The organism is Parafrankia sp. FMc2, assembly GCF_041008525.1.
Classification (GTDB): Bacteria; Actinomycetota; Actinomycetes; order Frankiales; family Frankiaceae; genus Parafrankia.
Genome location: NZ_JBFLUG010000034.1, coordinates 57719 through 68640, shown reverse-complemented (window position 1 = coordinate 68640; position 10922 = coordinate 57719). Strand labels below are relative to the sequence as shown.

Below are 10922 nucleotides of genomic sequence, written 5' to 3'. Positions count from 1 at the left end.
CTCGGGGCGGGATGCGACCGCGAACAATGCCCGAACCTCGCTCGCGATCATCCCCTGGGCACGCTGCGCGTACCGATCCCGCCACCGCACTCGATCCGCCCAGGTCAGCACCGCTGATGGGGTCAAGGTCGGCCGCCGGTCGTCCGGGCACGTCCGAATCGAGATCGGATCCGGTCAGCTCCACCAACGCCGCGTCCCACGGATCGGTCACCGGCAGCCCCGGACCCGACGCCGTCGCCAACGTCCGGCCGCGTGGCTCGTACAGCCCCGGGGTGTAGACCAACCGGGCCGTGCCGTCCGCGGCGAGCGCGACCACCGCGGTCCGGGCCGCCAGCTTGCGGGCCCGCGTGATGCGCCGGGTGGCGGTCCGCTCGATCCGTATCCGGGCCCGCTCCGCGCGGCTGCGCGGCGGGGCAGCGACCGCGAACTGGTGCGCCACCACCCCGGCGACACTGATCACACCCATGACCAGACCCACCGACAGCCCGTCATGCAGACCGTGCGCGACGTTCAGCCCGAGTGCGACCAGCGCGAACACGACGATCCCGGCCTGGAGGGTCGCGACCGGCCGGTCCGGGTCGTCCCGGCGGGCTGCGTGTACCGCCAGCGCGAACGCCCACATGCCCAACTCGCTGAGGATCGGCAACGCGTAGCCGGTCGGGCTGTCGTACAGGCTGTGGCCGTAGGAGGCCATGGCCGGCACCGCCATCACCGCACTGACCAGCGCCAGCGGGTAGATCAGCAGCTCCACCGCATGCGCGGACCGCCACGCGGACCGCGCCGCCTTCGCCTTCGCCTTCTCCTCCCGGGCCCTGGCCTTCGCCGCGTCCGCCGCGGCAGCGGCCTTCTCCTCCAGCTTCGCGGCCGTGGCCGCGTCCAACCGGTCCTGTTCCCGCGCCGCGGCCGCATCGGCGCGGTCCGCGTCCCGTTCCGCGGCCTTGTCCGCGCGGCGCTGCTCCGCCCACATGCTCACTGGTCCACCCCCGCGTCACCGGGCCCGGACACCCGGGCGTAGATCACGTACTCCAGGAGGTCACCGGACGGCCCGTAGGGCTCGCCCATGCTCTCCACCATCTCGACCACCCAGGCACCGGAGACCTGCTCGATCCACGGACGCATCCAGCCCTGCACGTCAGCCAGACGAGTCCGGTCGTTGTCCCCACCGAATCCCCGGGTCGGGTGCGTCGCAGCCGGGGTCACATCGGCGTAGGGGAACGGGCCGGCGGTCGGAGCACCCGGCGCGTACAGCTGCCAGCGGCCGTAGCCGCACGGCGGACACACCGCCCACACGTCCCCGCCCGGGTCCCGATGACCCGCGTGCAACGCGGGATCGCCCAGGCCCTCCCAGTCCGCCCACACCCGCCGGGCACGCCAGTCCGCCAACGCACCCGCGGCATCCACCGCCAGCAGCCACAGCACTCGGGCCGCCAGCAGCGCGACCACCAGCAGACCCAGGATCATGACGCCACCAGCCCAACCCCGGCCCCCGCCACGATCAGCGCAGCCTCAGCACGGCGCACCGCGACAGCCGGCACGGTCCACCCGGGCGGCAACACCGCCATCACCGCCGCGGCCGGGGACGTCTTGCCCTGCCCCGCCCCACCGATCCGCACCAGCGGCACACCCGCGTCCCGCGCGAGGATCACGTCGATGTCCCGGTCGATCTCCGCCAGGTCGGCGGCGAGCTGCGGCCACTCCGCCTCGATCGCGGCCAGCTCCCCCGCGGTCGGCCCGGTCAGCGCGTCCAGCCCGTTCACAGCGCGACCGTCGCTGTCTCCAGGACCCACCGCGCCGACGCCATGACCTCCGGCGTCGTGAACCGGGCCCAGATCTCCACAGTGGTGTCGAACAGCACCGTGGAGATCTCCAACGTAAGCGCGTCCTCGCTCTCCCTCCGGATCACCGGCCGGCGACCCAAAATGTCGCTGATCACCATCAGGCTGGACAGCACCTGCGTCTCACGCTCCCGCGCGGGCACGTCCCACCGCTCCACGGCGACGCTCACATCCAGCCCGCCCGTGTACGGGGTCACCGCCAGGTCCAGCGTCGCCGCGTCCTGGACCAGCGCCAGCAACGCGATCCCGGCCCGCAGGGCATCCGCCTTCCGGCCCGCCGACAACCGCGTGTCCGCGACCTCCGCCGCGCTCATCGGGCATCCGTCCCAGCAACCCCGCGGGCCAGCCGGTCCAGGTCGGCGGTGAAGGCCTCACGCCAGGTGTCCGCGTCGCACATCCCCGAGGCCATCGCCCGACCCCGCGCACCCGCCGCGGCCTTCAGGTCCTGCTTCGACACCCGGTCGTACAGCTCCCGGGCAGCCCGGAAGAACATCAACGCGATCCTGTACTGCTTGTCCGTATCCGACGCCCGCTGACTCATCGCACGGGCAGCCTCAGCCTCAGCCCGCGTCACCGGCGGCTCCAGGCGGGCGGCCATCAGCGGCCACCGTCCTTGCTCGACTTCGTCTTCTTCGGGGTGCCGTCCACGATCACGACCCAGCGCTTCGGCTCCGTGTCGTTCGGCAACGTCGGCCACGGACGACCACCGTTGTCACCACCCGGAGTGGGGCGGGGAAGGGCATGCTTCATACGGGTCTCTCCTCACACGGCGGGACTCCGGACCCCGGTGCGTTGCTTGGCGGCTGGCACCGGGGTCCGCTTCGACACAGGACGCTACAAACTCAGTTTGTAGCGGTCAAGCCGTTGTTCGTTTCCGTAACCAGAGTCGGCCCATCTGTCGACCGACCACAGAGGACTTCTGCGGACTTGGGGGGACTCGTCCCCTTGCTCCGGTAGCGTGCGGTGCATGTCCTGACACGGAGTGGCGTGACACCGGAGGTCTACGGCGTGGACGCATCGCACCCAACCGACATCGGCGCGCTGTGTGATGCGCGCGGCTGGTCCCGCGCGCGATTGGTACACGAGCTGCGACGGGCGGGACGCCGTCGGTCCACAGAGCTTCCGGGTGACGACAGCCTGAGGCGGATGATCCGACAGTGGAACGGCGGCAGCCGCAAGCTCTCGCCGCTTTATGCCGATCTACTGGGCGACGTTTTCGGCATTTCCTTCACCGAAGGACAAGTGGCCGAAAAAACGACTCAAGAGGATCCAACCTATGACGCACTGACGGAAAGACTCAGCTCCGCAGCGGCGGTCGATCGCGAACTGGTCGATCTCCTTGAAGGCCAGACCGATTCATTCAGAACGCTAGATCGGAAGCTCGGCGCACGCCTGCTGCTGTCTCAGACCGAGGGGCATCTAACGACCTCCGCCGAACTCCTCAGGTATTCCTTGCCAGGACCGTTCCGGCCGGAACTGGCTTCTGTAGTTGCGGAAATTGCCGCTCTCGCCGGATGGCAAGCACTCGATCTCGGCGATCTACAGAAGGCCTGGGATCTTCACGACACCGCGAAGCTTGCGGCTCGCGAAAGCGGTGACCTGGCCGCACTCGGCCACGTCACCGCACAACAGGGATACATCCTGCTTGACGCAGACCAGCCAAAAGCCGCCGTGGCGTTGATGCAACACGCTCGGATGGAGGTATCCGGAGCAATTCCGGAAACTCTCGCATCATGGCTGTGGGCGGCTGAGGCTGAAGCCCTAGCGGCCTGCGGCGAAGAGCGCCAGGCGCGCGCGGCACTCGACATGGCGGCCCATCACCTACCCGGCCCCGGGGGTGAACGCCTGCCGTACGTCTTTCTGGACGACGTACACCTTGCGCGGTGGCGGGGTCACACGCTCGCACGGCTCGGCGCTGCTGAGGCGGTTGAGGACCTCAGCAGCGCCGTCACGCGGCTTGACCCCAGCTTTACCCGCGCCGCTGCCGGACTGCGATGCGATCTTGCCCTTGCCCTGTCGGTCCAGGGCCACGTGGACGCAGCAAAAGTAGAGGCAGCAAAGGCCGATGAGCTTGCCCGCAAGACGTCATCGGCGCGTCAGCGCGCGAGGATCACGCGCCTGCTTCACGCTTAGCGTTCGGTCCGCTGATTGCCAGCACGTGGAGAAGTGCCACGAGGGTGCCGGAATTCAGGACCTTCCCCCCCTTAATGAGGGAGGGAACTGCAGCCATGGGTACCCAATCCATCCGCTGCATCTCAGTCTTCTCCGACGGTTCACCGATCTTCTGTGCACCGCGCCCAAGAAAGACGTGATGCGGACTCTGAAGCATTCCAATCATAGGCTCGAAGGTCACCAGATATTCGAGGCTGCGCGGCCGGTATCCGGTTTCTTCCTCGATCTCCCGCGCGGCGGTTACTGCGGGATCCTCGCCCTCTTCCACGATCCCGCCCGGCATTTCCCAGTTCCACACGTCAGGCACGAATCGGTGGCGCCACATCAGAAGGACGTGGGTGCCCTCATCGTTAAGCATCGCTGTCATTGCGGCGGATGGCATCCACACCACGTGATGCTCGTAGCGCTCGCCGTCGGGCAGTTCGACGTCAGTGAGCCCGAGACGAACCCACTCGTTCTCGTAGAGCGACCTCTTCCCGTGGACGATCCAGCGCGACCCCTCGTCCGGGACGGCCGAACCCCATGACGGAGTCCCTCCTTCCGGTCCAACCGGCTCAGGATGGCGCCAGGCCACGATCCGTTCGGGGCGCCACACGTGAGTTCGTCCGATCGTCTGGTCCGGGAGCGGCATCTGGCCGCGTGAGCGATAGGCGCTCACTGTGGGCACGCCCACTCCGAGGTACGCCGCAACGTCGGTTGTCGTCCACCACTCCGCCGTAGGGTCCGGGGCAGCATCTGTCACTGGCCCATCCTCCCCGACATGACCCCCCGCGATGGCTTCTGCTGACATCTGCGCCCCCTCCATGGATCAACACCAGCATGACCAGTAACGCAACAGAAGGATCATCCGTGCCCACCGGGCGACCCACGGTGGGCGGGCAGCGTTAGCCAACCGCACCACAGGTGGATCTTCCGGCGCGCCGACGGGGGTGCGGCGGGGCGCGCTGCGGTGCGAGCGAAAGCGCGAACGGGACGCGCCGCAACAAGCGAGATCCGGCGAGACGGGGCGGGACGCCAGAGACCCTCGATGCCTGCTCTGGCGTCACCAGGACGGCCGATCAGTCCGTGTCGGACGGGTCGCGCTCAGTTGACACGGTAGAGGTCACTGGTTCAATCCCAGTATCGCCCACCCGTAGCGAAGAAGCAGAAGGCCGTCCTCATGGAGGAACGGCCTTTTGTCGTAGTTGGCGCCGGATGAGGGCAGGATTCCGTCAGGCAGGTCAGCTGCCAGGCGAGGCGGAGGCCCCCGAGCTGCCACTGCCACCGCTGGCAGCGCCCCCGTCGTGGGGCCCGTCGTCGGTCAGAAAGGCGACGATTCCCTGGGCGAGACCCGCCGCCGCCTGCTGGCGCCAGGCGGGGTCGCGGATCCGCGCGGCGTCACCGGGGTTGCGCATGTTGCCGCATTCGAGAAAGACCTTCGGCACACGGGAGAGGTTCAGGCCGGCCAGGTCGGCCCGCACCGTGATCCCGTCCTCGCCGAGGTAGTCGGCCGGCGGCTGGCCGGTCGCCGACCCGAATGCCTCCCGGAGCAGGTCAGCGAGCCGCCCCGACGCGCGCAGGATGCCGCCGTTGCCTCCGTCTGGGCTCGCCGCCGGAGCGATGACGTGGAATCCGCTACCCTGTGGCGGCCCACCGTCGGCATGCACGGACACCACGGCGTCGGCACCGGAGTCGTTGCCGATGCGGGCCCGTTCGTCGACGCAGGGCCCGACGCCCTGGTCGTCGTTGCGGGTGAGGATCACCGTTGCGCCCCGCGTGCGCAGTTCCTCGGCGGCGCGGACCGCCACGTCGAAAGTGAAGGCGTGCTCCGCGTACCCGTCCGTGGTCTCGGCACCCACGGCGTCGCATTCCTTGCGGAAACCGCCGGCGTCGACGAGCCGGCTGATGGCCGTGGGATCGCCGCTGTTCCCGCCGTTGTGACCGGGGTCGATGACCACCGTTCGCCCGGCCAGGGCGTGGGGGTCCGCCTCCGCGGTTACCCCGGTGGCAGGCCGCCTGGCCCCGTCGGACTCGGCCCCGCCGGGCCAGATCACCATGCCGCTCACGGCCACGGCAATGGCCAGGAGCGCCGCGGCCGCGAGTAGCGCGTAGGGCGACACCCTCCTGGGCGTGCTCCTGGGCATGGCGCCCCCGCTTCTCCTCCGCCCCCCTCCGGGCCTGGCCAATCCAGGCATCGACGGGCCCGGGCGCGGGTCAGACACCGGCGACCGGGATGCGGTCAGGCACCGGACCCCGTGCCTCGGTGCGTCGGCCGGGACCTCGGCGAACCAGAGACCACAGCACCGCAGGATCCACGCACATGATCCACGCGACCAGGGGACCGGGACGACCAGCAACCCGAAGTGACCAGCGACCGAAGTGACCTTCGCGCCGAAGAGCCTGGAATGGCCGTACGTAACCATATACGTCCGTCCAGGCCGCCTCGGATCGCCGCACCACTCTCCGTCAGGTCGCGGTCACGAAATCGATCAGCTCCTCGACGGCCCTCAGCAGGCCGGGTTCGAGGTCGGAGTACGAGTCGACCGCCGCGAGCACCCGGCGCCACATCTCGGCCGGCTCGCTGACGCCCAGGGCCGCGCAGACGCCCTCCTTCCAGGCCTGGCCCCGCGGCACCTGCGGCCAGGCCCGGATCCCGACCGAGGTCGGCTTCACCGCCTGCCAGATGTCGATGTAGGGATGACCGGTCACGAGAACGTGCTCGCCAGCAGCGGCAGCAGCGATCCGGCTCTCCTTGGACCCGGGAACGAGGTGGTCGACGAGGACGCCGAGCCGGCGCCCCGACTGCGGCCGGAAACCGCGGACGATCTCGGGGAGGTCGTCGACGCCGTTCAGCGGCTCCACGACGACACCCTCGATCCGCAGGTCATCGCCCCAGACCCGTTCGACGAGGGCGGCGTCGTGCAGGCCCTCGACGTAGATGCGGCTGGCACGCGCGACGCGGGCGGGCGCACCTGGCACGGCGAGGGAGCCCGAGGCGGTTCGCCGGGGCGCGGACGGGGTGGCGGGCCGGGGGCGGGTGAGTGTGACCCGCTCGCCGTCCAGCAGGAAGGCGCCCGGGACGAGGGGGAAGACCCGGCGGCGCCCCTTCCGGTCCTCGAGCATCACCCCGCCGGCCTCGACGCCGACGACCGCGCCGCAGTACCCGGAGTCAGCGTCCTCGACGACGAGGTCCGGCTCGATCTCGACCACCCGTGGCTGTCTGGGTACCCGTGCCCTGGCCTGGGCCAGGATGTCGGGTCCGTAGTCGCGGCTGCGCACGCCCGCAACCTACAGTGGGGCAGGGGCGGGCATTCCCGACGACACGCCGCGGCGCGGGGCGCCGACCGGGTGGCCACGCGGGCCCGAAGTGACCATCGTGGATGTCGGGAGGCATCGTGGGAAGCAGCTCGGCCGAGGGCGCGGCGGAACGGACCGGCCCGCACGGAGCGAGCCGGCCTGGGGACCAGGCCGCCACGGTCACGGACGGCCATGCCCATGCCCGGTACGGCCCCGGCGTGGCGCTGCTGGTGATCGACATGCAGAACGACTTCGCGGCAGCCGGCGGCAGCCTCTACGTCGGCGGCGGCGAGGAGATCGTCGACGGGGTGAACGCTGAGATCGCGGCCGCGACGGAGGCCGGCTCCCCGGTCTACTACACCCAGGACTGGCATCCCCCGTCGACGCCGCACTTCGTGACCGAGGGCGGGCCGTGGCCGCCCCACTGCGTACGCGACACGCCCGGCGCAGACTTCCACCCCGGCATGACGATCGCCGGGGAGGTCATCCGCAAGGGCGTCGACGGCGCGGACGGCTACTCGGGCTTCTCCGTGCGGGACCCGCAGTCGGGTGCGCGGTCCTCGACGGTGCTCGGCGAGCGGCTGGCCGCGGGCTCGGTGGCCAGCGTGGTCGTGGTCGGCCTCGCGGGTGACTACTGCGTGCTCGAGACCGCGCTCGACGCGCGGGCCCAGGGGCTGGACGTCGTCGTCCCCCTGGCGCTCACCCGCTTCGTCGAACTGACCGAGGGCGACCGCGAACGCGCGGTCGCCCGGATGCGTGAGGCAGGCGTGCGGACACCGTCCTGACCTCCCCGGGCAGGGGAGCAGGAGACCGCGGTACCGCCTGGTTCGCACCGCGGTGGTGCTGGGCGCCGGGTTTCAGGCGGCGCAGTCCCGGCAGACCATGCGCCGGGCGTCGTAGAGCTGGCTGCGGTGGTGGACGAGGTAGCAGCTCGTGCAGGTGAACTCGTCCGCCTGCCGCGGCAGGACACGGACGGTCAGCTCCTCTCCGGACAGGTCGGCGCCGGGCAGGCCGAGCTCGGTCTCGAACGGATCGACATCGTCACCGAGGTCGGCCGCCGCGTCCGCCCGCCGGGCCTTGAGGGCCTCCAGGCTCTGCTCGGAGTCCTCGAGTTCCGTGGTACGGGGGGTGTCGTAATCGGTGGCCACTGAGTTCTCCCAGAATGGTTGTGCTCTCGTCGTGCGCAACCCACAACGCACGACCCCGGGGGTATGTGCCCGTCCGACCCACGCGAACACAGTGTGGGCTTGACCACAGACAGCTGAGCGGGCGCTCAGCAAACTGTGCGGAGACGTCACCCGGTGCGCCGCAGCCAGGTCACGGGAGCGCCGTGAGCCCCTCGCCGCAGCGGTTCCAGGACGTCGTCCCAGGCGGTGCCGAGCAGGCGGTGCAGGCCTCGGGAGAGGGTCTCCCGCGCCTCACCGCGTTCGAGCAGGGCGAGCAGGGCGACCTCGCCGACCACGACGTCCCCGTTGGCGGCGATCGCGGCGCGGTGCAGACCCAGCTCGGGGGTGAACGAGTACCGCTCGGCGTCACAGCCCGGCGAAGGACCCTCGACGGTCTCGAAGGTCACATGCCCCAGCCGGCGCAGGACGGAGGCCAGCCGGCCCGCCGTCCCCGGAACGGCGCGCCATTCCAGACCGGCATACAGGAAGCCGGGATGGCCCGGCTGTGCCGTCCAGGTCAGGGAGACCGGGGCGGTCAGGGCTCCGGACACGGCGAACTCCAGGTGCGGGCACAGCGCTGGCGGGCACGCGAGAACCGCCAGCTTGCCCGGCACGGCGAAGGACGACGAGCCGGATGACAGCTCACGAGCTGTCGATGACATTGCCACCACGCGGGACCTCCGTCGACGAGGAACGCCTTCCCCTGCGGCTCGCCACATCGGACCCGTCAGATACCAGTCGATCGTGCCATGACCAGCGGGCCAGGACTAGACCTCTCTCCTCCCCTGGTGCCACATGTGGTGTCCCCCACCCCACCGAGGGACTGGTTCTTTCAGGTGAGGCTCAGACGGGAGCGGCGGGCCAGCTCCCGTCCCCGCCACCCGGCCGGCCCCCGCCGCCCTCGCGTCCACCCTCACCGCCGCGCTGGCTGCCGCGTTCGCCGTCGCCGTCGACGGCGCCGTCGCGCCCGCTCTGGCGGCCGGCCCGGCCTTCGACGTCGAACAGCCCGCCGGGCCCGGCGAGGCCACCCAGCGCGGAGGTCAGTTCGCTGGGCACGATCCACAGCTTGCTGGCCTGCCCCTGGGCCAGCCGTGGCAGCATCTGCAGGTACTGGTAGGCGAGGAGCTTCTGGTCCGGGTCGCCCTCGTGAATGGCGCCGAACACGGTCCCGATCGCCTTGGCCTCGCCCTCGGCGGCGAGGATCTGGGCCTCCCGGTGGCCTTCGGCCCGCAGGATCGCGGCCTGTTTCTCGCCCTCGGCCCGCAGGATCTCGCTGGCCTTCACGCCCTCCGCCGTCAGGATCGCGGCCCGCCGGTCCCGCTCGGCGCGCATCTGCTTCTCCATCGAGTCCTGGATGGAGCGCGGCGGGTCGATCGCCTTGAGCTCGACCCGGTTCACCCGGATGCCCCACCGCCCCGTCGCGTCGTCCAGGACCCCGCGCAGCTGCCCGTTGATCTGGTCCCGGGAGGTGAGGGTCCCCTCCAGGTTCATCCCGCCGATGACGTTGCGCAGGGTGGTGACGGTCAGCTGCTCGATCGCCCGGATGAAGTCGGCGATCTCGTAGGTTGCCGCCCGCGGGTCGGTCACCTGGAAGTAGATGACGGTGTCGATACCCACGACGAGGTTGTCCTCGGTGATGACCGGCTGCGGCGGGAAGCTCACCACCTGCTCACGCAGGTCGATGCGCTCCCGGATCCGGTCGACGATCGGGACCACGATCGCCAGGCCCGGGGTCAGCGTGCGGTGGTAGCGGCCGAGGCGCTCGACCACCATCGCGCGCGCCTGCGGAACGATCCGCACGGACCGGATCAGGAAGATCAGGACCACCAGCGCCGCCACCCCGGCGGCGATGACTCCGCCCATCTTCACTCCTTGGTTATGGCCGAGGTCCCGCTCCCCGGCGCGCCGTCCTACCCGCTGGGAGGCGGGATCCCCTCCGCGCGGTGCACGATCACATGCGCGCCGTCGACGCGCAGCACCCGGACGGCGGTGCCGACGTCCAGTACCTCCGCCTCCGGGAAGGGTCTCGCGGACCAGATCTCGCCGGCCAGCCGGACCCTGCCGTCCGCCCCGTCGACCCGCTCGACGACGACGGCGGGGGCGCCGACCAGCGCGTCCGTCCCGGTCCGCAGCAGCGGGCCGCGGGTCAGATGGCGGCGGGCGACCGGGCGCAGGCCGGCGGTGAGCCCGACCGAAACCCCGGCGAAGGCCACGATCTGCACGATCAGGTCGGCGCCCGCGACCGCGAGGCCCGCACTGACCAGCGCCGCAAGCGCGAACATGATCAGTATCAGGTCCAGGGTGAACAGTTCCCCGACCAGGAGCACACCCGCCACGACGACCCAGACGACCTCGTCCGCCATGGCACCTCCCCGCGGTCGGAACTCCAACGATCTATCAGAACTCAATAGCTGCAGCCAACAGCCGCCCGCGCTTCGCGCGCCCCCAGGCCGGGCGGGGGTGCCGAGCCGTA

At 70.6% G+C, this 10922-nt stretch carries 15 protein-coding genes; 2 read left to right on the top strand and 13 right to left on the bottom strand.

Translation table 11 applies throughout. The features are described 5' to 3' along the window. From AB1460_RS14550 to AB1460_RS14525, 6 genes are all read right to left on the bottom strand, one after another. Positions 1 to 973: hypothetical protein (locus AB1460_RS14550; protein ID WP_368961761.1), on the bottom strand; the 973-nt coding region annotated here is incomplete at its 3' end. Continuing rightward, on the bottom strand, positions 970 to 1461 hold the full coding sequence (locus AB1460_RS14545; RefSeq protein ID WP_368961754.1) for a hypothetical protein: 492 nt from the start codon (positions 1459 to 1461) through the stop codon (positions 970 to 972). The genes AB1460_RS14550 and AB1460_RS14545, both read right to left, overlap by 4 nt. After that, positions 1458 to 1757 carry a hypothetical protein gene (locus AB1460_RS14540; RefSeq protein ID WP_368961752.1) on the bottom strand — a complete coding sequence of 100 codons (300 nt, stop codon included), beginning with the start codon at positions 1755 to 1757 and terminating at the stop codon, positions 1458 to 1460. The genes AB1460_RS14545 and AB1460_RS14540 overlap by 4 nt, the downstream gene beginning before the upstream one ends. Next, a complete protein-coding gene (locus AB1460_RS14535) occupies positions 1754 to 2149 on the bottom strand; it encodes a hypothetical protein (protein ID WP_368961751.1) in 396 nt (131 codons plus the stop codon). The genes AB1460_RS14540 and AB1460_RS14535 overlap by 4 nt, the downstream gene beginning before the upstream one ends. Beyond that, positions 2146 to 2433, bottom strand: coding sequence for a hypothetical protein (locus AB1460_RS14530; RefSeq protein ID WP_368961749.1), 288 nt, complete (start codon positions 2431 to 2433; stop codon positions 2146 to 2148). Before AB1460_RS14530 ends, AB1460_RS14535 begins: the two co-directional genes overlap by 4 nt. Next, complete coding sequence (locus AB1460_RS14525; protein WP_368961747.1) at positions 2433 to 2585, bottom strand: hypothetical protein; 153 nt, start codon at positions 2583 to 2585, stop codon at positions 2433 to 2435. The genes AB1460_RS14530 and AB1460_RS14525 overlap by 1 nt, the downstream gene beginning before the upstream one ends. A 237-nt stretch (positions 2586 to 2822) precedes the next feature. Here AB1460_RS14525 and AB1460_RS14520 point away from each other — a divergent pair, with 237 nt between their 5' ends. Further along, positions 2823 to 3968 (top strand): hypothetical protein, encoded by a 1146-nt coding sequence (locus tag AB1460_RS14520; protein ID WP_368961746.1) that lies wholly within the window; start codon positions 2823 to 2825, stop codon positions 3966 to 3968. Here AB1460_RS14520 and AB1460_RS14515 read toward each other — a convergent pair. From AB1460_RS14515 to AB1460_RS14505, 3 genes are all read right to left on the bottom strand, one after another. Beyond that, complete coding sequence (locus AB1460_RS14515; RefSeq protein WP_368961745.1) at positions 3946 to 4749, bottom strand: NUDIX domain-containing protein; 804 nt, start codon at positions 4747 to 4749, stop codon at positions 3946 to 3948. The genes AB1460_RS14520 and AB1460_RS14515 overlap by 23 nt on opposite strands. Positions 4750 to 5227: 478 nt before the next feature. After that, positions 5228 to 6130, bottom strand: coding sequence for an N-acetylmuramoyl-L-alanine amidase (locus tag AB1460_RS14510; RefSeq protein ID WP_368961744.1), 903 nt, complete (start codon positions 6128 to 6130; stop codon positions 5228 to 5230). Between the two features lie 322 nt (positions 6131 to 6452). After that, a complete protein-coding gene (locus tag AB1460_RS14505; RefSeq protein ID WP_368961743.1) occupies positions 6453 to 7265 on the bottom strand; it encodes a DUF3097 domain-containing protein in 813 nt (270 codons plus the stop codon). Positions 7266 to 7381: 116 nt separating this feature from the next. On the opposite strand from AB1460_RS14505, the gene AB1460_RS14500 reads away from it, so the two are divergent. Continuing rightward, positions 7382 to 8068 carry an isochorismatase family protein gene (locus AB1460_RS14500; RefSeq protein ID WP_420497269.1) on the top strand — a complete coding sequence of 229 codons (687 nt, stop codon included), beginning with the start codon at positions 7382 to 7384 and terminating at the stop codon, positions 8066 to 8068. 72 nt (positions 8069 to 8140) lie between these two features. Here the strand turns inward: AB1460_RS14500 and AB1460_RS14495 are convergent, their stop codons facing one another. The 4 genes from AB1460_RS14495 to AB1460_RS14480 all read right to left on the bottom strand — a co-directional run bounded on the left by AB1460_RS14495 (position 8141) and on the right by AB1460_RS14480 (position 10812). Further along, the gene (locus tag AB1460_RS14495) at positions 8141 to 8431 is read right to left on the bottom strand and encodes a DUF4193 domain-containing protein (protein ID WP_018634941.1); all 291 of its coding nucleotides are present in this window, start codon (positions 8429 to 8431) and stop codon (positions 8141 to 8143) included. A 146-nt stretch (positions 8432 to 8577) separates the two neighbouring features. After that, positions 8578 to 9111, bottom strand: coding sequence for a DUF3145 domain-containing protein (locus tag AB1460_RS14490; protein WP_018634940.1), 534 nt, complete (start codon positions 9109 to 9111; stop codon positions 8578 to 8580). 181 nt (positions 9112 to 9292) lie between these two features. Then, positions 9293 to 10312, bottom strand: coding sequence for an SPFH domain-containing protein (locus AB1460_RS14485; protein WP_368961741.1), 1020 nt, complete (start codon positions 10310 to 10312; stop codon positions 9293 to 9295). A 47-nt stretch (positions 10313 to 10359) separates the two neighbouring features. Then, complete coding sequence (locus tag AB1460_RS14480; protein ID WP_368961740.1) at positions 10360 to 10812, bottom strand: NfeD family protein; 453 nt, start codon at positions 10810 to 10812, stop codon at positions 10360 to 10362. Positions 10813 to 10922 lie beyond the last annotated feature (110 nt).

Coding starts and splice junctions, on each gene's coding strand:
- AB1460_RS14545 (WP_368961754.1), bottom strand. CDS start 1,461: ATGATCCTGGGTCTGCTGGTGGTCGCGCTGCTGGCGGCCCGAGTGCTG.
- AB1460_RS14535 (WP_368961751.1), bottom strand. CDS start 2,149: ATGAGCGCGGCGGAGGTCGCGGACACGCGGTTGTCGGCGGGCCGGAAG.
- AB1460_RS14530 (WP_368961749.1), bottom strand. CDS start 2,433: ATGGCCGCCCGCCTGGAGCCGCCGGTGACGCGGGCTGAGGCTGAGGCT.
- AB1460_RS14525 (WP_368961747.1), bottom strand. CDS start 2,585: ATGAAGCATGCCCTTCCCCGCCCCACTCCGGGTGGTGACAACGGTGGT.
- AB1460_RS14510 (WP_368961744.1), bottom strand. CDS start 6,130: ATGCCCAGGAGCACGCCCAGGAGGGTGTCGCCCTACGCGCTACTCGCG.
- AB1460_RS14490 (WP_018634940.1), bottom strand. CDS start 9,111: ATGTCATCGACAGCTCGTGAGCTGTCATCCGGCTCGTCGTCCTTCGCC.
- AB1460_RS14485 (WP_368961741.1), bottom strand. CDS start 10,312: ATGGGCGGAGTCATCGCCGCCGGGGTGGCGGCGCTGGTGGTCCTGATC.
- AB1460_RS14480 (WP_368961740.1), bottom strand. CDS start 10,812: ATGGCGGACGAGGTCGTCTGGGTCGTCGTGGCGGGTGTGCTCCTGGTC.